The organism is Bacillus sp. AFS088145, from assembly GCF_002564465.1.
Lineage (GTDB): Bacteria > Bacillota > Bacilli > Bacillales > Bacillaceae_G > Gottfriedia.
The window spans coordinates 78,512-99,139 of the sequence record NZ_NUUX01000025.1; the positions used below are offsets into that span (position 1 = coordinate 78,512).

A 20,628-nucleotide genomic window follows, 5' to 3' on the forward strand; every position below is an offset into this window, starting at 1 on the left:
TATTTTAGTAATTTAGTTAGATGACACTTTTTGAGAAGAATTCTTCATAAATAACTTGTACTGCTTTTTTCTCATCACATGATTTTACTCCAAACATCATACTTACTTCTGAAGAACCTTGGTTTATCATTTCAATATTTATTCTCGCATTTGCTAACGCCTTACTCGCTCTTGCAGTAGTACCAACATTATGACGCATCCCTTCACCTACTAACATAATCAAGGCAAGGTCTCTTTCAACGACCACATGGTCTGCATCTAATTCATCTTGGATTCGATTAATAATTTGAAATTCTAGTTCAACTGGTAATTGATTTTGACGAATAATAATTGAAATATCGTCGATTCCACTTGGCTGATGCTCATATGAAATCTGATAATCCTCAAGTATTTGCAATAATTTACGCCCAAATCCTATTTCTCTGTTCATTAAATACTTGCTTATATAAATACTACAAAATCCATTATCACTCGCGATCCCAATTAAAGGACCGTTTGATAACGTACGTTCCTTAACAATTCGTGAACCAGGAGCAGTTGGATTATTCGTATTTTTAATGTTAACTGGAATTCCAGCTTGAAAGGCAGGTATCAATGCTTCGTCATGAAATACGTTAAAGCCTGCATAAGATAACTCCCTCATTTCTCGATAAGTTAATTCTTTAATTTCCTTTGGATTATGAATAATCGCAGGATTTACAGAAAAAACTGCATCAACATCAGTAAAGTTTTCATATAAAGTAGCTTTTACTCCGTTGGCAACAACAGAACCAGTAATATCTGAACCACTGCGAGAAAATGTAACGATATGTCCATCTTCTGAATATCCAAAAAATCCTGGGAAAATAAGAATTCCAGATTTTTTTCTCAATTCAAATAAGTTCTCATAGCTTTTCGCTAAAACTTGGGCATGTCCTGGTTCATTTGTAACAAATAAACCTGCTTCTTTTGGATTAATATAACTTGCCTCAAGTTCTTTTAACTGAAAATATGACGCTACTAACCTAGCACAATTATCTTCCCCACATGCCATAACAGCATCCATATATCTTGCAGGATGATCCTTTTTACTACTTAAAGAAAGTTCGATACCTAGTGAAATTTCATTCATAATATCCTCAGATAAACCTAATCCATTTGCAATTTCAGAATACCTTTGAATAATTTGATTGAATTCTTTCGAATAATCCTTTCCCTGTAGAGCAATTTGTGCGCAACTAATTAGTAAATCGGTAACTTTGATATCATCTGGAAATCTCTTACCTGGTGCAGATACAACGATAATTTTACGTTCAACATCTGATGTAACAATCTGAAATACTTTTTCAATTTGTTCCGAAGTGGCTAATGAAGACCCACCAAATTTTACGATTTTCATTTTTATTACCCCTAATTTAGTTAATTTTCAGTTAAAAATAATGTTACAATTATCCTCCTTATGTGAGAAAAAATCAACACCATTTATTAAGTTTTTTTTGAAATTTTAGTATGTTACAAAAAGAATTTGATGTTATTGTGGGTATTTATTCAATCCAGTGAAAAGAATGGCAATAAGAAATTGTTTTTAAAGACTCTATTACTCTTTAGTCCCTCCTCCCCCTGTACTTCTTATATGCCTTGTATTACTGTTGGTCCATTTTGTGTATTGTATAAAAATGCAATTAAAAATAATTTTAAAAATATTTAATAAATAACCTAAGAAAACAAACAAAAAATAGTAGTAGACAGACCTTTAACGGTTTTATATTTCTTAAATTTGCTTTTATTTTTTGCTAGCTATTGTCTATAGCTTGCTTTTAATACACTGCTCATTACTAGTAATTTTTCTTAGGAACGTATTAATAATCTGCTTTCAAATTTAACTGAAAATCCACACTATAGTAAAGAAGCTTTAACAATCCTTCCCTATGCTTAGGAAGTAACCTACTAGCAAATTAGGAGGGAGAATATATTGAATTGGAACGCATTGAAAAAAGCAGTTCTTGCTTTTGTTCTTACGACCACATTATCTGCAGGAGTATTTATGGCTTCTAGTAAGCCAGCTGCTAGAAACATTCCTATTAACACCAAGAAAGATAAGAACCGTTTCATTCAAGTACAATTACTTGGCGTTAATGATTTTCATGGACAATTAGATACGACCCGAAAATTTAACGGCAGGAATGTTGGCGGAGTAGAATATCTTTCCGCATATTTGAATCAAAAGGAAAAGGAAAACAAAAATACTATTTTAGTTCATGCTGGTGACATGGTTGGTGGGAGTCCTCCAATCTCTTCATTTCTTCAGGATGAACCTACAATTGAAGTATTAAACAAGATGGGCTTTGACTATGGGACTCTAGGAAACCATGAATTCGATCGTGGTGTGAATGAAATGTTGAGGTTGATCCGAGGAGGAAACAATCAAAAAACTGGTTATTTTACTGGGGCAAATTTCCCGTATATATGCGCCAACGTAATCGAAGATCAAACAGGTAAGACCATTCTACCTCCATACAGTATAAAAAATATTAATGGCGTACCGATTGGATTTATCGGCGTCGTAATAAAAGATACTCCAAAGATTGCACCACCAAATAGAACAGATGGCGTAAAGTTTATTGATGAAGTAAAAGCAATCAATAATTCAGTTAAAACGCTTAAAAAACAAGGTGTAAAAACAATCGTGGTGTTGGCACATAATGGTGGAAATCAGTCCAAAGCAAATGGTAATGCTACAGGTGAAATCGTTCGAATGGCCAAAAAAATGGATGATGAAGTTGACGTAATAATTTCTGGACATACACATACTTATCTTAACAAAGAAGTAGACGGAAAGCTGATTGTTCAATCCTACTCTTATGGAACATCTTTCTCCGACATTCAGTTAACAATTGATCCAAATACGAAAGATATTGTAGACAAAAAGGCAAGTATAAAGATGGTCTACCAAGATGGCATAAAACCAGATCCTGAAATAAAGAAAATGATACAAAATTATGAATCTAAAATTGAACCTATCGTAAATAAAGTCGTTGGAAAAGCTGCAAACGATATCTTAAGTAAGAAGAATCATAATGGAGAATCTAGTTTAGGAAATATAATTGCAGATTCACAACGAATTGCAATGAAGTCCGATTTCGCATTTATGAACTTTAGTGGAATACGTGCTGATCTTCCAAAAGGGGATGTAACTTTGGATGAATTGTTCACGATCCAACCATTTAAAATGAAACTCGTTAAAATGACATTATCTGGTGAACAAATCCGGAAACTTCTCAATCAGCAATGGCAGGAACATGGAAGTGTTCGAATGCTACAAATATCAGGTTTAAAATACACTTGGGATAGTACAAAAAGTTCTGGGCACAAAGTGATTAATATCATGCAAACAGATGGTACTCTAATTAATCCACAAACTAGTTATACTGTCACTACAAATAGCTATCTTGCAAATGGCGGTGACAATTTCTCGGTATTACTAACAGGAAAAAATAAAGTGGAAGGTCTAACAGATTTTGATGCATTTGAAGAATATATGAAGGAACAAAAGCAACCATTTGTCCAGACATTTGATGGTAGGATTAATCGGATTAAATAGATTTTAAGAAGGTCCAAAAACACGAGTTTCATTTTGATAAGATTCTATAATACCTTTGGAGAAATACGAATCGAGTAGGAGGGAGTGACTAACTCCCGACCTCTCACACCACCGTACATACGGTTCCGTATACGGCGGTTCAAATCAAGTCTGACGTAAAATTTCATATCTTTGATATAGACTTTTAAGACCTTGGTTTTGCCAAAATGCATTCCCAAGTGTTCTATGAAGGATTGGGCTTTTGGCGATTCGCCAAAAGCCTTTTCTACTGTTTCCCCATTCGTATGCTTTATGGAAGTTCACACCTAATCCAGTCAGTTTTCTTATTCTTGTTTTAGGTGTTTTCCATTGTTTCCACAGACACATCCTGAGTCTTCTTCTTAACCATTTGTCAAAGTCTTTAAAATGACTTGCAGTATCTGCTAACGCATAATATCCACACCAACCTAACTTTTCTAGGTCGATATCAACTACCCATCTATATCCTTCTTTTATGTAGCCTTTCGCTTCTCTTACTGCGTCATGTCCTCTTCTTTTTGGACGGAATCCATAACTATGTTCCGAAAAACTTGGTTCATAAATTGGTGTTAATACTTGGGTAATTGCTTGTTGAATGAATCGGTCTAACACGGTTGGAATGCCTAGTAGCCTTTTTCCTCCGTTCGGTTTCGGAATTTCGACGCGACGGACAGGTTGAGGTTTGTAGGTTCCATTTGAGAGTGACTTCTTTAATTCATCCCAGTGCACGACAATGTACGAACGCAGGTCTTTGGTCGTCATGTTGTCTACACCGTGACTGCCCCCGTTTCGTTCCACTCTTTTTAGAGCGTTCAGAAGATTTTCCCGTGTTAGTATCCTTTCCATTAACATTTGATATTTCCTTTCTACGTGAACATGATGGTCTATTTGCGTAACATTCTACTCCACCTTCTCAAAGTCCCCCATGTATTCACCATTTCCTCCTTTGAGTAAGCCTTACTTAAGGTTATCTGCTTCTTCATAGAATGTATTCTATTAGTATCAGTTCTTCTTAATTTGTTCAGCCCTTCCTTAATGTTTCGAACCATCAAGTACTATGACGTCTGCTGACTTCTGACAGTTCAGTTATCTATCACTAGATAAGTTACTCCATGTGTGAAGCATCTCTGTCAGACCTCCCCAGGTAAGTGCATACTCTTTCTTTCCATGTACCTACTTCATTTACTCTGTACCATCTTTGGCAGTAAGGACTTCGTTTTGTTGGGCAAACTCATCCAATGTTACCTAGCCTTATATGAAGTTCGTGTTCCTTAGGCCGGAAATTTGCCGCCGACTTCCTTCAGATTCCGCGTCACCACGGACACCCTTGTCTTAAGCTAACCACTACTACTGCCTTCGCGGTTCGGGACTTGCACCCTATAGATTATGCACATGATGGGCACACCCATAAAAAAAGTTCCCTTGGATAAGGGAACTTTTTGATTTATGCTTTAATATAACGTAATACTGGTTTACGTGCTGCTAAAGTTTCGTCAAGACGACTTACAACAGTTGTATGTGGAGCCTCTTGTACGATTTCTGGATTTTCTTCAGCTTCTTTAGCAATTGTAATCATTGTATCGATAAATGAATCTAATGTTTCTTTTGATTCAGTTTCAGTTGGTTCAATCATAATACATTCTTCCACGTTTAATGGGAAGTAAATTGTTGGTGGGTGGTAACCAAAGTCTAATAGGCGTTTAGCGATATCTAATGTACGAACACCTAATTTCTTTTGACGTTTTCCACTTAATACGAACTCATGCTTACAATGACGATCGAATGGTAGGTCAAAATGTGGTTCTAAACGACGCATCATATAGTTAGCATTTAAAACTGCATCTTCTGTTACTTGTTTTAAACCTTCTGGACCCATTGAACGAATGTAAGTATATGCACGAACATTGATTCCAAAGTTTCCAAAGAAAGGTTTTACACGACCGATTGACTCTGGACGATCGAAATTTAAAACATATTCTTCTCCAACTTTTTCAACGATTGGTGCTGGTAAGTATGGAATTAAATCTGCTTTAACCCCTACAGGACCTGAACCAGGGCCACCGCCACCGTGTGGACCAGTGAATGTTTTGTGAAGATTTAAATGTACTACATCAAATCCCATATCTCCAGGGCGTGCTTTACTTAATACAGCATTTAAGTTAGCTCCATCATAATAAACTTTTCCGCCTGCAGCATGGATGATCTCAGAAATTTCATAAATATCTTCTTCAAATAGACCTAATGTATTTGGATTCGTAAGCATTAATGCTGCAACGTTTTCATCAACTACACGACGTAAATCATCTAAGTCAACTAAACCTTTTTCATTTGATTTAACAGTGATTGTTTCGAAACCTGCAACAGTTGCTGATGCTGGGTTTGTACCGTGAGCAGAGTCAGGTACGATTACTTTAGTACGGTTGAAGTCACCGCGGCTTTCGTGATAAGCACGGATAATCATTAATCCAGTCCACTCACCATGTGCACCTGCAGCTGGTTGTAAAGTTACTTCATCCATACCAGTAATTTCTTTTAATTCTTGTTGAAGCTCATGCATTAATTCTAAAGCGCCTTGGACAGAATACTCATCTTGTAGTGGATGAACGTGTGCAAAACCTGCTATACGAGCTACAGCTTCATTAATTTTTGGATTGTATTTCATTGTACAAGATCCAAGTGGATAGAAACCAGAGTCTAAACCATGATTTCTTTTTGATAGCGCTGTATAATGACGCATTAAATCTAATTCAGATACTTCTGGTAAATTCGCTTTTTCTTTACGTACATAAGCCGCCGGAATTACTTCCTCGATATCGAAATCCTCAACGTCCATCGTTGGAAGACTATATGCGATACGACCTTCTTTACTCATCTCAAAAACTAACGGTTGATCCTTCAGCATGTTGCATCCCCTTTCCGTCTACTAATAAAGCTAGCTCTTCTACAAATGTATCAATATGTTGTTTAGAACGTAATTCTGTTACTGCGATTAACATATGATTTTCCATAGCAGGTTCAACTTTTGCTAAGTCATAACCACCGATAATTTTCTTTGTAAATAAATGTTTATTAATCTCAGTAACATTTTGTTTTACATCAATTACTAGTTCATTAAATGCTGCGCCACCGAATACTACTGAGATACCGTTTTCAGTTAATTTCTTTTTCATATATTGTGTACGTTGAATATTTTGAGTTGCCATTTCAACTGCACCATTTTTTCCAAGAGCTGTCATCGCAACAGAAGCTGCTAAAGCATTTAATGCTTGGTTTGAACAAATATTTGAAGTCGCTTTGTCACGACGAATATGTTGCTCACGCGCCTGTAATGTTAATACGAAACCACGACGACCTTCGCCATCAACAGTTTGACCAACTAAGCGACCTGGCATTTTTCGCATTAATTTAGTTGTAGTTGTAAAGTAACCGCAGTGAGGTCCACCAAACTGAGTAGGAATACCAAAAGTTTGTGCATCACCAGCAACGATATCAGCTCCGAATTCTCCAGGAGGAGTTAAAGCCGCTAATGCTAATGGATTACTTGAAACTACGAATAAGCTTTTTCCTGTATGAGCAATTGGCTCGATTTGATCTAATTCTTCAATTTGTCCATAGAAGTTAGGGTATTGAACAACAACACAAGCAACATTATCGTTCATTTCATTTTTAAGCTCTTCTAGATCAGTTTTTCCATCTTTAAGTCCAATTTCAACAACCTCTAAGTGTTGACCTTTAGCATAAGATAAAATAACTTCACGTGATTGTGGGTGAACAGCTTTTGAAACTAAAATGCGCTTTTTACCAGTATGACCAGCTGCTAAAGTAGTTGCTTCAGCAAGAGAAGTACCTCCGTCATACATTGAAGAGTTTGCTACATCCATTCCTGTTAATTCACAAATCATCGTTTGGAATTCAAAAATTGCTTGAAGTTCACCTTGTGAAATCTCAGGTTGATATGGCGTATAAGCAGTATAAAACTCTGAACGAGATATAACATGATCTACAACTGTTGGTAAGTAATGATCATAAACACCAGCACCTAAGAAAGACACATACTCCCTTAAGTTAGCATTTTTTTTCGCTAATTCGCTTAACTCCTGAATTAAATCAGATTCAGATTTTGCTTTTTTAATGTTTAATAGGCCATTAAAACGAACTTTTTCAGGAATATCACTAAATAATTCATCAACTGATGAAACACCTACTACTTTTAACATCTCTTGACGATCTTGCTCTGTCATTGGTAAATAACGATGCATTAAGGTAATCCCCTTTCTCCCCCTAGTTACTTCTTCTCTCTTTTGTAAAATGGTTTTGAAACTACAACTGCTTTTAATTTTTTATTTCGAATTTCAACTTCAAGTTCAGTACCTAAAGCAGAAAATTCAGATTTGATTAATGCAAGTCCAATATTTTTCTTTAATGTTGGAGATTGTGTACCACTTGTTACTTCACCAATTACTTCCCCGTTTACATATACAGGATAGTGAGTTCTTGGAATACCTTTGTCAATCATTTCAATTCCAACAAGTTTACGAGGTACACCTTGCTCTTTTTGATTTTTCAGAACTTCTTTACCGAAGAAATCTTCTTCTTTATTTAATTTCACAGCAAAGCCGATACCAGCTTCTAATGGAGTAATATCTTTTGTTAGTTCTTGACCATATAATGCTAGAGCAGCTTCGAAACGAAGTGTATCACGAGCACCTAATCCACATGGTTTTAAACCGTCTTCCTTACCTGCTTCTAAAAGTAAAGTCCAAAGCTTAGACGCATCTTCAGCAGCTAAGTACAGCTCGTATCCATCTTCACCAGTGTAACCTGTACGTGAAACTAAAACATTTAGATCACCAATTAATACATTATCTTTGAAAGTAAAATACTTAATATCAGTAACGTTCTCATTCGTTAAACGTTGTAAAATTGCAACAGATTTTGGCCCTTGAAGAGCTAATTGTGCAACTTCATTACTTTTATTAACTACTTTTACATCACCTTCAACATGTGAAAGTAACCATTCAAAATCTTTTTCAATATTAGACGCATTTACAACTAATAAATAGTGTTCATCGTTATACTTATAAACTAATAAGTCGTCTACAGTTCCAGCATTTTCATAGCACATTGCTGTATATAATGCGCCTTCTTCATTTAATTTAGAAATATCATTTGTCATCATTTTTTGTAAATATTTAAGACTATCTTTACCAGTTACTTCAATTTCTCCCATGTGAGAAACATCAAATAAACCAGCTGCTGTACGAACAGCTTCGTGTTCTTCTTTAATGCTCGAAAATTGCACAGGTAGCTCCCAGCCACCAAAATCAATTGTTTTACCACCTAATACTTTGTAATCTTCAAACAATGGTGTGCGTAATAAAGTCGTCATGTAGCCATTTCCCCCTTATCTACATGCTAGCATGATGGAAAACTAAATTAATAGTTCGTCCAGCTAACCATTAAATAATTTACATATTTTGTATATTTTCGGAAAAACTAGTAGAAAACAAGAAAATAATATCAATCTATATTAGTTAACTGTTTTTTCTTAACAATAAGAGTTTTTTGTTTAATAAAAGAATAATAAATTTTTACTTTTTTCTACACTATTATCCTAACATTAAACGACAAGTTTCAGCAATATCAAAGTGAATTTTTTTAAAAATAAAACAACGAACATTATAGCTGTTATTCCACTATATCGTTCATGATTATCCAATATAAAAATGAAATAGGTGAGGATTACATGTCAATTGAGATTAAATTCCATACAGAGTGGCAGGAAGAGTTCTTAGAGAAGCTTGAAAATGATGGACCATGGTCAAATTGGGAGAATTATAAGCTTGCCTATCATACTTCTACCAGATTAGCAGTTCCATCTTTTACAGGTATGATTGCTCCTACACATTTACCTAATTTAACTCCACTGCCTCATCAATTAGATGTAGCTACGACTGTAATTGAAAAAATGAATGGAAAAGCAATTTTAGCTGACGAAGTAGGATTAGGTAAAACCGTTGAGGCTGGTTTAATTTTAAAAGAATACATGATTCGTGGTTTAGTTAATAAGGTGCTTATACTAGTTCCAGCATCACTTGTATCTCAGTGGACCTTTGAATTAAATACAAAATTCCATATTCCAGCAATCGCACAACAAAAAAAGAATTATGTTTGGGATAGCTGTGATGTAGTTGTATCATCGATTGATACTGCAAAAAGAGATCCTCATCGAGAAAAAATATTAAGTATCAATTATGATCTCGTCATTATCGATGAAGCTCATAAACTTAAAAATAATAAAACAAAAAACTATGAGTTTGTACAACATCTTAAAAAGAAATATTGTTTACTGCTTACTGCTACACCAGTTCAAAATAACATAGAAGAAATTTTCCATTTAGTTTCTTTATTAAAACCTGGCCATTTAGGTAATAAATCTAGTTTTGAAGAATATTTTTCTGCTAAGAACCGCTCATTAGAGCATGAAGACTTATTACGAGAACTCATTGGAAAAGTAATGGTTCGAAATCGTAGACAAGATACAGGCATCGAATGGACAAAGCGAAAGGTAGAAACAGTGTTAATTAATTTTAATGAGGAAGAACAAAAACTTTATGATTTAATCGATGAATGGCAGAAATCACAATATACTGGGGTAACCTCAGCATTCTCCTTTTTAACATTTAAGCGTGAAGCCTGTAGTAGTCGTGAAGCAGTTTATGTATCAATGAAAAAAATGCTTCAAAGATTTGAAAAAGAAAATATTGATATTAACGATCCTTATATCGAGAAAATTTTTCATCAAATTAATCAAATTACGTCTAATTCAAAAGCAAATAAAGTAGTTGAACTAATTAAAAAAATAAATGATAAAGTAATAATTTTTACTGAATATCGCGCAACACAGTTGTATTTGCAATGGTTATTAAAGCAAAACGGTATTACATCAGTACCATTTCGTGGTGGCTTTAAACGTGGTAAGAAAGATTGGATGAAAGAATTATTTAAAAATCGTGTACAGGTGCTAATAGCAACCGAAGCTGGTGGTGAAGGTATTAACTTACAATTTTGTTCAAATATGATTAATTATGACCTTCCATGGAATCCAATGAGGCTAGAACAAAGAATAGGACGTATACATCGACTTGGACAAACAGAGGATGTAAGTATCTATAACTTTGCGACTGTTGGCTCAATTGAAGAACACATACTAAGACTACTTTATGAAAAAATCAATTTATTCGAGCGTGTGATTGGTGAACTGGATGATATTCTAACTAGAATTCCTTATAAAGATTTTGAAGCTCATATGAATGAAATATTTATTCACTCTAAAACTGAAGGCGAAATGAAAATTAAAATGGAAAATTTAACGTCCATCATTCAATTACAGCAACATAAACAAGCAGGTGATAGTTATGCAGCAACATGAAATTCATGATTATATCGAATACTTTTTTAGACATAATGATTGTAAAATTCTACAGAAAACACCAACATATTTAGAAATACAATTAACAATTGAGATGGATAAAAAATTAATGAATCGTCCTTTCTATTGGCATTATTTAGAAAAAACAGGCGGTATCCCAAATCCAATGAAGTTAACACTGATTACAGATAGTGATAATGCACCTGAAGATCTTAAAGGTGAACAAATTCATTTTGGGTCTCCCCGCCTTCACCAAATTTTCTCAATCGTTAATGAACTAGGACAATCAATTAGACTTTATGAAGATACAAAAGCACCAACCGGCCAACAAATTGCATTACACCCTTGGTTAGCTGTTAATTATCAGGTTTCATTTACTTGTGATCATAAAAAAGATTATTTATATTCTTTTGGAATCCATTTAATTTCCGGAAGGATTATTGAAGATTTTCATATAAAACTTGAAAAAATCCAATTCAACTCTAAAATACCTGATTTTTGCTATTCCATGTCACCTTTGATTAAACCAATAAGTGGTTTAAATCGAATGGAACAATTACTTCGAAACAAAATTGAAAAAGAAGATACGGTATGGGCTGAAGAAGCAAGGAATAGATGGCAACATGATTTAGATTTATTAAATCAATTTTATGAAGCTGATGAAGAAAAACCTGAAAATTATCATGTAGAATTCAATGCACTTAAAGAACTTTACGAACCAATTATTCATGTTGATGCAATTAATGGTGGACTTTTTTATCTATCACCAAACACAATGAATAAATTAAGTTAAAGGGTTTTAAGTGGAGATTAGGTATAGAGGGAAATCTAAATAAGATTGTTCCTCTTCCCTTTTCTTCCTATCACAAAAAAATAAAGACTGACTTCTTTTTTTGAAATCAGTCTTATTAACTAAATACTTTTCTTTTCTTTGTCTTTACGATTTTGAATTTTTTTCATAAATAAAGCTAGACTTAATGGTAACATTCCAAACATGTTAGTAGAAAATGGAGCCTTCAACTCTTCTTTTTCTTGTTTTATTGAATCACGTTTCTCTTTTGGTTGATCGATATAATTAATAAATTGTTCTGTCATATATTTTACATAATCATTTGTTTTCAATAGAAATCACCTTACTTTCTTGTCACTTATTTCTACTATCTCCTCCTTTTGCATAATTTAAACAGTCAATGATTTCCAACGCAATTTCAATTGGTGTTAAATTATTCGTTGAAATTTCATAATCCGCTTTTTTATATTGTGATTCTCGCTTTTGAAACAGTTCCGTTAGTTCTTCAATCGTTCGATTTACAGCATTTGGTCGGTTAGAATCCAAATGGATTCTTTCGTATATTATTTCAATTGGAGTTTCAAGATAAATTATTTTGCCAGTTTCTTTCATATATCCAATGTTTTCATCACGAAGAATGATTCCACCACCAGTTGAAGTAATCATTTTTTTTGATGGTAAATTTTTTAATACTTGGGTTTCTAGATCGCGAAAACCGCTTTCACCAAACTCATTAAACAATTCTGGTATGCTTTTGCCTGTTTGAGAAACAATTTCCTCGTCTAAATCAATAAACTTTTTGTTTACTCTTTTAGCTAATTCCTTTCCAACTGTCGTTTTACCACACCCCATAAATCCTACTAAATAAATTGATTCCATTTCATCCTCCAACTTAATCGATCCAATCCGATACTTGATTTGTACTTTTTTTATATTTAAATTGAACTACATATTTTTTTATTTTTGAATTACTACAAGTTAAAGTTACATGATATTCATCATTTGCAACTAAAAAAGTATTCAATATAATTTTTGTATTATTATAATACTTTACTGTATTTCCTTGAAGTGGTAAATTACCATGCTTTAAATCGTAAATTGCTTGTGAATGCACGCGGTCTAGTTTGTTTTGATTTATCGCATAAGAATAAAAGGTATTGAACGAATGAAAAATATCTATTTGTATTAGAAAAAAAATTAGTAAAATATTTATCATAAAGATCGTGTAAGGTAAATACACTCCATTTTCACCAAGTATTTTAAATTTAATTGATAAACATCCGAATAGTTTTTTCATATATTCCACCATTTAAATCGATTACTTTTACTAGGATTTGCCTTTCGCTTATTTGTTCAAACTTTATATCCCTTATATTCTGAAGTACAATTTCATGTCCTAATCCAAGCCTTTGACGTCGAATTATTGTTGCATATTTTCGATAACTAATCGTAACTTGATTAAACTCTTCAAAGAGAAGAAGGTCGGAATGAACTGTAAAACTTATACTTTTGTTTGCCTCTTTTTGAACTTCTTTTATAAAATTATCAAATTCTAACCTATTTACGGATTCATAACTGTAATTTCGTTTAACAAAGCTTTTTATACTTGAAGTTGATATAGAAATAATCATTAAAAATAAAACAAGTGAAAAAAGTGTTTCTAGTAAAGTAAAGCCTTTTTCATTCTGCAATTTCTTCACAAATTTCACTTTCCTTTTTTCGATCAGTCCAAGTAACACAAATCGAATTAAAATTATTTCTAGAGTTTATTTTTACTAAAAACTCTCTGCCATTCTTTGTATAGAAACCCACTTTAAAATCTTCTCTGTTAATAAAATAAAGATGAACCATATCTGTTAATAAGTCATCTGCCATATTGCTAATCGTTATCTTATCTTTTTTTTGTAAAAATAATGACATTGAAGGAACAATCATAATACAAAAAATAATTAGTAAGTTTAAAGATATAACTGCCTCGATAAATGTAAATCCTTTTTCATTTCCGATCATATTTAAATCGACCACTTCCTAAATAAAAAGTAACTATATATTCTGCTTTTTTATATTTAATTGAAATCGTTCCAGAGCTTGAGATATTACCATCGGAGTTAAATCTTAACGGAGGTTTTAAAGTAAGGTTAGTTATACTAATTGATTTGTCGAAATTTCGAATGACTACAGGGGTATTTAGTAAATTATCTTCCATTTCATATTTATTTTGATAAAAGATGATCCTAGTAGGAATTTGTTTTATTATTGCGTTCCTTTGTGCAAGAAAAATATCATTTTGAAGCATTTGAATAAATAATGTTAACTTTTGTTCGTCTTCTATCTTCCTAACTTGATTAATCGGTAAACCCAATAACAATATCATAATTGAAAGGACTAATAACATCTCAACAAATGTAAAACCAAACGAATTATCCAACCTTTTTTTAAGGTATTGATACAGATCCAGTTGCTTTGTCATACGATAATTCAACTTTATTATTGCATTTATATGATGTTATATAGCCCTGTTCTTTTAAGACTGATAAACTCTCAGGTAATTGTTCATTTTCTAATCGATATGATTCAACACTTGACTGAACCATTTTTTGAAGTGCAGAACATCCTTTCGTTTGAATCGACTGTTGCTGTTTTCCTAAATTTGGTATCACAAGCAATAAAAGAAGTGAAATGATAAATAAAACAATTAACATTTCAATTAAAGTAAATCCTTTTTCATTCAAACTAACTCCCCCTAGATATTGTTCATCAATTGAAACATAGGAAACAAGATGGCTATATACAGTGATAGAATACTTGATGAGATTAGGATTAAAATAATCGGCTGAATGATCCTTATCGATTTGTGAAAGTAAGCTTCAATACTCTCCTTTAAATAATCAGCATAGTCAGCAAGTTCTTTACTAAGAGTACTATTGTTCATGCCATGTTCAATCACAAATATAATATCTCTATGGAATGCACGTTCATTTTTAAATGCTTCCTGCATAGAAATTCCGTTTAATATTTGATTGTAGAAAACTACTGCTTTTTCTTTTATAAATGTCCTACTATCATTATTCTGCATTGTTTTTAGTGCATCTACTATGGGAAAACCAGCATGTAATAATATACTTAACTGCATTGAAAATTCATAAGTATTCATTGTAATTAAATACTTCCTTACTAACGGGATTTGAATTAATTTATCCATTCGCTCGATTGAATTTAATTTATTAATTGCCAATAAGTATCCATAGGCTGTCAATCCAATTAGGAAAAGAGAAGAAAACATAATGGAAGGTAATCTTTTTATAACTTGAAGATAGATGAAAATAAAAGAGTTCTGATTAGAATGGAATGTTGAAAATAGCATTTCATATTGAGGAATGATTATATTTCTAAACAAAAACAAAATTAACAATAATATTGTGATTAAAAAAATAGGATACCCCATGACTTTTCTTATGTAAGCTCTGTGTTGAATCTTTTTTGTAAGCATATAACTGCCTTCCCCTAGCGCTAAGGACAAATCACCATGCTTTTCTGCATAATACAAGTAAACGAGTACATCTTGATGAAGACCAAGCATTTTAGCAAAATCGATGAATGATCCTCCTTCCACCAAAGCTATTTTTGCTTTATAAATCAATTCTTTTAGGTCATCTGGGAATTGAATCGTTAAGAATTCAATTGCTTGAATTAGAGGATAACCTTTTTGTAAAAGTTCTCCTAATATTTTTAATAGATTAGCCTGTTCAATATAAGTTAATTTTACTTTATTAAAAAATTTACCCATAGATTATACTTCTGTCCAAATGTTTGTTATCAATAAAACCTAATGCATAACCTTTAATGAGTTGATTATTTAAAGTAGGAAATTGAACATCTTCTTGTATCCCTCTAAATTCATTAATAACCGAATTTAGAGCATTACCATAAAGCAATTCATAAACCCCTAATCTTCTGTGATTTCGATTTACAAAACAGTTTGGTTCACAATCCCCTTCACAAAAACGGCATTTTACTGGAACTAATCTTTGAGAAACAATCGCAACAATTGCCTGAAATAATTCCTCCTTTGGAATTCCAAGCTCTAACATTCGATATAATGCACCTTTTGTATTATTTGAATGAATTGTCGTTAATACTAAATGACCGGTCAATGCTGCCCGAACGGCAATTTTCGCAGTCTCTTCATCCCTAATCTCTCCTACCATAACTATATCTGGATCAGACCGAAGAATAGCTTTTAATCCAGTTGCATATGTTAAACCTGCTTTTTCATTAACTTGGACTTGAAAATATTCGTCAGATTTCCTTTCAATCGGATCCTCTAAAGTGATAATATTTCTTGCTATGTCTTTTTTTGCTGACTGTAATAAGGAATACAGCGTTGTCGTTTTCCCGCAGCCTGTTGGTCCTGTAAACATCATTAGCCCATGAGAATGATGTAATAAAGACAAAAGCTTACGAGTAGTAGATGGGAATAAGGAAAGACTTTCTATTGGAGCGATTTTTTGTTGAGGATGAATACGAATAACCATAGATTCATCAATAATCGTTGGTAAAGTAGCCAAGCGAAGTGATAATAAAATTTCATTAATGTTAACAACTAAAATTCCAGTCTGTGGTCGTCTAATTTCACCTATATCCATACTTCCTAAGAACTTCAAATGCATGATAATCCTCTTAGACTTCTCTTTATTTATTCGTTGAATCAGTTTCAACTCACCATCAACACGAAAAAAAATTTGTACATCATCCTTTTTTGGTAATAAATGAATATCCGATGCTCCAAAATGGCAAGCTTTTTTTAGAAGTTCTTCGACCATTTTTTCTACTGATACCATTTTTACTCCCCCTTTCTATATGAGCAATTATATTTTTGTTTTCCTCAGCTATCAAATCATGATAATTATGAAACTAGACGAAAAATTTAAATTTAGCTAACATTTATCTATAAACTAAAGTTAATTTACCTAAATAACGTACAAGAAAATCAAATATATATCATAAAACAAAAAGTATGTTTTCAAATCAATGTATAGAAAATCATTAAATAAGAAAAATAATATCAGATATGTTAATTTCATTATCTCTAGAATCAATTTAGAATTGTATTAATACATTGTTTACAATTGTAACTTTCTTATTTTATAATAATGAATGGGTAGAAATTTTTAATGGGGGGATTTAGGATGGATCGAATGTTCCGCGTTCTAGGATTCTGGACAGCTATATTTACGGTAATGTTCTTTGTTGGACATATGTCAGCAGCTGCACTTATTTTCGCATGTCAAACAGCATTTTTCGTAGTATTAGGCTATCTAAAGCTTTCTGAGCGTATGTACATCTATATCTTTGGCGCATACTTAACTGTGTTCTTTATTGGATTTACATATTATAGTACTTTCTTATTAGTACCAGGCTTTAGTGAGTAATAGAAAAACCAGTCATATGACTGGTTTTTTTATTTGTATTCATTTAATGAAATCAATTCAATCAACTTAGTAAGATCGTTTGTTGACATACCTTTTGTTTGTAATAGCCATTGGAAGGAATCGCTTATTCCCCCAGGCATAATTAAAGATTGTACAGCCCTATTTTGTTTATATTCGCTTGAAAATGGATTTGACTGAGCATGCGGAATAAGCCAATTTAAAATACCAAAATCTAATATTGCATCTCTTTGGTTAGAAAAGTATAGATTTTCGATATGATTCTGTAATCCGAACTTTTTTAATTCATCCCAATGAATATGAGTTGTAATGTCCATATGCCCTAAATGCTCTAGTATATTTGATTTCATTTCATGCTTGTAATAACCGCGCAAACTTCCCTTAATTCGATGAGGTGCATCCCATTCTTCCCTCGTAAAACCATAATCAACAGTTAAAATGATTCCTTTACTAATTTTCGATTGTAAAAGGTCATATACTTTTTCCATACCAACAGGAATTTCAACTCTTTGCCCATTTTTTCCAACAAAATTGTATCTACTTAGAAAATCACTGATTTCACTATCTTGTATTTTAATGAGATTTTCTTTCAGATTATTTTGTCCATCAATTACAATTACTACCTCATGCCATTCGTTTTGATTAAATTCAACTACTCGAACAGGCAAAGCATCAAACAATTCATTTGAAAATACCATTCCACTATTGATTTGCTCGATTTCTAATATATTTGAGAAGTATTTACAATTCAAATGGTTCGCCAATAATTCTTTTTGTAATTTACCATGATATTGGCTTGCATCAATAATATAATAAGTTAAATTATAGTAAATTTCAGGCTCTTTTTTTTCACAGTACGAAAGAAAGGATGATGCGAATCTGCCATTTCCACCACCAACTTCAACAAAAAAAGGTTCGATTAGGTTATTCTTAACAAACCGACAAAATGTAGCTGCAATTACTTCTCCATATACTGTACCTACTGAGCTTGTAGTATAGAAATCACCTTTCCGTCCAATTTTTTCATTTGCCATTTGATAATAACCATTTTCATATTCATAAAGCACTAACGAAATAAATTGTTCGTATGTAATAAAACCTTTTTTGCTGTTATTTATCGCATTAATAATTATGTTTTTCATCATATTACCTTATTACAAAAATGGATTATGTCTTTTCTCATCACCAATCGTTGTAGTTTCTCCATGACCACTACATACAACGACATCATCAGGTAAAGAAAGAAGTTTACCTTTTATACTTCTAATCAACTGGTCGTGATCCCCACCAGGTAAATCAGTTCGTCCAATGCTTCCTTCAAATAATGCATCGCCAGAAAATACTGTCTTTATTTCTTTACAATAAAATGAAACACTTCCTGGTGAATGGCCTGGAGTTTCGAAAATTGAAAATAAGAAACGACCAATTTCCATTTTACCTTCTTTTTCAATCAAGTGATCTGCTTCCCTTGCAAATATTGACTGATTTCTCATAAATAATTCAGAACCATTTTTTTGTCCATCTGTTAGCCAATCTGCTTCATATTTATGAATATAAACGGGTATATTATATTCATCACGCACATCATCAACAGCCCCAATATGATCAAAATGGGCGTGAGTTAGAAGGATTGCTAATGGCTTTAATTTATTTTCTTCAATAACATTAAAGATTACATGTGCTTCTTCGCCTGGATCAAAAATAACTGCTTCATTCATATCATTACTTAAGATATAACAATTAGTTTGTAATGGACCTAATGGTAATTGTAAAACATTCATATTCATACCCTGCTTTCTTTTTAATCTATATAATACTATATCATAATTTTGTTTTAGCACTTAATTTCAAATAGACAATTGTTCGCAAAAGTTTTACAATAATAATGATGTGATAGCAAACAGGGGTTGCTTGACGAAATTTATAGGGGGTTTACAATGGGTACAGTTATTATTTTTATACTAGTAGCTATTCTAAGTGTTCCTGCTTTATTAGGATCATTAAAGAAGAAGAACTTTTTAGCCGTTTTTTGGTCTGGCGCTACATTAGTTTTATTTGGTTGGTTTGCCATTATGACAATTTTACATAACGGTTATCCACCAGCGCACTTATAATATTTATTTCTTTATGTAACGGACTATTTTCTATATATAGAAAACATGTTACTTAAATAAAAAAGCTGACANNTGTCAGCTTTTTTATTTAAGAGATGATTGGATATTTTCTAAATTAAATAATGACGCTAACAGAATTGGAAATGTCTCGGAAAAAATCGATTCAAACATAGAAAGTGGCAATGGGTTTATTCCTTTACCTAATTCAAGTGTAAATCCTGGTTTCCGAAAATCTTGTATATACCAATCCTTATAACCAGCATGGCTATCAATTGTTTTTACTGCTTTATACGGACTCACAATAGAAAAATAATTAGCATAGACTTCTGAGATAGGCGGTTCAAGATTGTCATAACCCCAATAAAATTCTTTCCCCTGGGTATGCAAAGCCAAAATAAGATCAAACTTTCTTTCAATTGCTAAATTACTCATAGCGATTGTTTCTGGTTCAGTTAAAGGAGCATCTCCTGGGTAGTCTCTAGGAGAGAATGTTTTTTGTTTCTTTCTTTCTTTTTCAAACTCCCAATGTGCAGGAAATTGATTGTTTAAATCAACACCTCTTATATTTGCTTTCCATCCAGTAAAACCATCATTTCCTTCGTTAATTTTATGAACAAATTCCATATAATCACTTTGTTCAACAGCTCCATTTATAACTAAATTTACCCCATCCGGATTCACCATAGGGACAATCGACAAAGTATTCTCATTAAATAAAGCTACCAATTCTTTATGAAATGGCAACTCTTCAGTTTTTAAAGTGTTACAGATCCAAAAAAGCATTTTCATGATTACACAAGTTGTAATCCATTCATTTGCATGAAACGAACCATTCCAATGTACTTTTCTATGTCCATTTCCAATTTGAATCTCATATATAGGCTGATATAAAACACTGTGACCAATCGTATTTAAACGAAGAAAAGGAAATTCTTGTACTAATAAACTAATATCTTTTGAAAGTTCATTAAAATCATATCTTCTTGGATGAAAGGATAAAGGCCAATTGTTTTTATACAAAATTTTCACCTCATCAGTTATATTCTAGTTAATTGTATGTAATTAAAATAAAGAAAAGCACTTTCGTTTAGGAAGTGCTTTATTTAGCGTTTTAACATAGTCATATTAAATTATTAAAGCTTCGTGAGTTCTGGACTTTTCTATGATTAGCAGAATGGCTGAGAAATGGGGTTAAAAGATTTGCAGGACGAATATCACAAGGTAGCTCCAATTCTCAATACACT

At 32.6% G+C, this 20,628-nt stretch carries 22 protein-coding genes; 5 read left to right on the forward strand and 17 right to left on the reverse strand.

What is annotated here, in order from left to right; translation table 11 throughout:
* Nucleotides 1-16: 16 nt before the first annotated feature.
* Entirely contained in the window at nucleotides 17-1,378 is a 1,362-nt protein-coding gene (locus COI44_RS16025) for an aspartate kinase (RefSeq protein ID WP_098428823.1), read from the reverse strand.
* A 645-nt stretch (nucleotides 1,379-2,023) separates the two neighbouring features.
* On the opposite strand from COI44_RS16025, the gene COI44_RS16030 reads away from it, so the two are divergent.
* Nucleotides 2,024-3,580: a bifunctional metallophosphatase/5'-nucleotidase gene (locus COI44_RS16030; RefSeq protein WP_098428911.1), complete on the forward strand. Its 1,557-nt coding sequence runs from the start codon at nucleotides 2,024-2,026 to the stop codon at nucleotides 3,578-3,580.
* A 144-nt stretch (nucleotides 3,581-3,724) separates the two neighbouring features.
* Here the strand turns inward: COI44_RS16030 and COI44_RS16035 are convergent, their stop codons facing one another.
* From COI44_RS16035 to gcvT, 4 genes are all read right to left on the reverse strand, one after another.
* Complete coding sequence (locus COI44_RS16035; RefSeq protein ID WP_098428824.1) at nucleotides 3,725-4,450, reverse strand: group II intron maturase-specific domain-containing protein; 726 nt, start codon at nucleotides 4,448-4,450, stop codon at nucleotides 3,725-3,727.
* 592 nt (nucleotides 4,451-5,042) lie between these two features.
* Entirely contained in the window at nucleotides 5,043-6,500 is a 1,458-nt protein-coding gene (gene gcvPB / locus COI44_RS16045; protein WP_098428825.1) for an aminomethyl-transferring glycine dehydrogenase subunit GcvPB, read from the reverse strand.
* On the reverse strand, nucleotides 6,472-7,857 hold the full coding sequence (gene gcvPA, locus COI44_RS16050; RefSeq protein ID WP_286133982.1) for an aminomethyl-transferring glycine dehydrogenase subunit GcvPA: 1,386 nt from the start codon (nucleotides 7,855-7,857) through the stop codon (nucleotides 6,472-6,474). Before gcvPA ends, gcvPB begins: the two co-directional genes overlap by 29 nt.
* A 26-nt stretch (nucleotides 7,858-7,883) precedes the next feature.
* On the reverse strand, nucleotides 7,884-8,987 hold the full coding sequence (gene gcvT, locus COI44_RS16055; protein WP_098428826.1) for a glycine cleavage system aminomethyltransferase GcvT: 1,104 nt from the start codon (nucleotides 8,985-8,987) through the stop codon (nucleotides 7,884-7,886).
* Between the two features lie 357 nt (nucleotides 8,988-9,344).
* Here gcvT and COI44_RS16060 point away from each other — a divergent pair, with 357 nt between their 5' ends.
* Together COI44_RS16060 and COI44_RS16065 are read left to right on the forward strand one after the other, a co-directional pair.
* Nucleotides 9,345-11,030 (forward strand): DEAD/DEAH box helicase, encoded by a 1,686-nt coding sequence (locus COI44_RS16060; RefSeq protein WP_098428827.1) that lies wholly within the window; start codon nucleotides 9,345-9,347, stop codon nucleotides 11,028-11,030.
* On the forward strand, nucleotides 11,017-11,823 hold the full coding sequence (locus COI44_RS16065; protein ID WP_098428828.1) for a YqhG family protein: 807 nt from the start codon (nucleotides 11,017-11,019) through the stop codon (nucleotides 11,821-11,823). The genes COI44_RS16060 and COI44_RS16065 overlap by 14 nt, the downstream gene beginning before the upstream one ends.
* 119 nt (nucleotides 11,824-11,942) lie before the next feature.
* On the opposite strand, the gene COI44_RS16070 is transcribed toward COI44_RS16065, so the two are convergent.
* From COI44_RS16070 to comGA, 9 genes are read right to left on the reverse strand one after another with little or no spacing between them, the layout of a single operon-like run.
* A complete protein-coding gene (locus COI44_RS16070; protein ID WP_098428829.1) occupies nucleotides 11,943-12,152 on the reverse strand; it encodes a YqzE family protein in 210 nt (69 codons plus the stop codon).
* Between the two features lie 22 nt (nucleotides 12,153-12,174).
* Complete coding sequence (locus COI44_RS16075; protein WP_098428830.1) at nucleotides 12,175-12,699, reverse strand: shikimate kinase; 525 nt, start codon at nucleotides 12,697-12,699, stop codon at nucleotides 12,175-12,177.
* Nucleotides 12,700-12,712: 13 nt separating this feature from the next.
* Nucleotides 12,713-13,117 (reverse strand): hypothetical protein, encoded by a 405-nt coding sequence (locus tag COI44_RS16080; RefSeq protein ID WP_098428831.1) that lies wholly within the window; start codon nucleotides 13,115-13,117, stop codon nucleotides 12,713-12,715.
* Entirely contained in the window at nucleotides 13,086-13,520 is a 435-nt protein-coding gene (comGF, locus tag COI44_RS16085; protein WP_098428832.1) for a competence type IV pilus minor pilin ComGF, read from the reverse strand. The genes COI44_RS16080 and comGF overlap by 32 nt, the downstream gene beginning before the upstream one ends.
* Nucleotides 13,501-13,830 (reverse strand): type II secretion system protein, encoded by a 330-nt coding sequence (locus tag COI44_RS16090; RefSeq protein WP_098428833.1) that lies wholly within the window; start codon nucleotides 13,828-13,830, stop codon nucleotides 13,501-13,503. Before COI44_RS16090 ends, comGF begins: the two co-directional genes overlap by 20 nt.
* Complete coding sequence (gene comGD, locus COI44_RS16095) at nucleotides 13,817-14,290, reverse strand: competence type IV pilus minor pilin ComGD (protein ID WP_098428834.1); 474 nt, start codon at nucleotides 14,288-14,290, stop codon at nucleotides 13,817-13,819. Before comGD ends, COI44_RS16090 begins: the two co-directional genes overlap by 14 nt.
* Complete coding sequence (gene comGC, locus COI44_RS16100) at nucleotides 14,256-14,552, reverse strand: competence type IV pilus major pilin ComGC (protein ID WP_098233287.1); 297 nt, start codon at nucleotides 14,550-14,552, stop codon at nucleotides 14,256-14,258. Before comGC ends, comGD begins: the two co-directional genes overlap by 35 nt.
* Before the next feature lie 11 nt (nucleotides 14,553-14,563).
* A complete protein-coding gene (gene comGB, locus COI44_RS16105; RefSeq protein WP_098428835.1) occupies nucleotides 14,564-15,607 on the reverse strand; it encodes a competence type IV pilus assembly protein ComGB in 1,044 nt (347 codons plus the stop codon).
* Entirely contained in the window at nucleotides 15,600-16,661 is a 1,062-nt protein-coding gene (gene comGA, locus COI44_RS16110) for a competence type IV pilus ATPase ComGA (RefSeq protein ID WP_098428836.1), read from the reverse strand. Before comGA ends, comGB begins: the two co-directional genes overlap by 8 nt.
* Nucleotides 16,662-17,009: 348 nt before the next feature.
* Between comGA and COI44_RS16115 the strand changes: the two genes are divergently transcribed.
* Nucleotides 17,010-17,252: a DUF2626 domain-containing protein gene (locus COI44_RS16115; protein WP_056475051.1), complete on the forward strand. Its 243-nt coding sequence runs from the start codon at nucleotides 17,010-17,012 to the stop codon at nucleotides 17,250-17,252.
* A gap of 29 nt (nucleotides 17,253-17,281) precedes the next feature.
* Here COI44_RS16115 and COI44_RS16120 read toward each other — a convergent pair whose 3' ends face one another.
* Both COI44_RS16120 and COI44_RS16125 read right to left on the reverse strand, forming a co-directional pair.
* Complete coding sequence (locus tag COI44_RS16120; RefSeq protein WP_179887145.1) at nucleotides 17,282-18,412, reverse strand: SAM-dependent methyltransferase; 1,131 nt, start codon at nucleotides 18,410-18,412, stop codon at nucleotides 17,282-17,284.
* A 12-nt stretch (nucleotides 18,413-18,424) separates the two neighbouring features.
* On the reverse strand, nucleotides 18,425-19,051 hold the full coding sequence (locus COI44_RS16125) for an MBL fold metallo-hydrolase (protein ID WP_056475045.1): 627 nt from the start codon (nucleotides 19,049-19,051) through the stop codon (nucleotides 18,425-18,427).
* A gap of 156 nt (nucleotides 19,052-19,207) precedes the next feature.
* Between COI44_RS16125 and COI44_RS16130 the strand changes: the two genes are divergently transcribed.
* Complete coding sequence (locus COI44_RS16130) at nucleotides 19,208-19,384, forward strand: DUF2759 domain-containing protein (protein ID WP_098428838.1); 177 nt, start codon at nucleotides 19,208-19,210, stop codon at nucleotides 19,382-19,384.
* Between the two features lie 84 nt (nucleotides 19,385-19,468).
* Here COI44_RS16130 and COI44_RS16135 read toward each other — a convergent pair whose 3' ends face one another.
* The gene (locus COI44_RS16135; RefSeq protein ID WP_179887147.1) at nucleotides 19,469-20,404 is read right to left on the reverse strand and encodes a M14 family metallopeptidase; all 936 of its coding nucleotides are present in this window, start codon (nucleotides 20,402-20,404) and stop codon (nucleotides 19,469-19,471) included.
* Nucleotides 20,405-20,628: the final 224 nt, after the last annotated feature.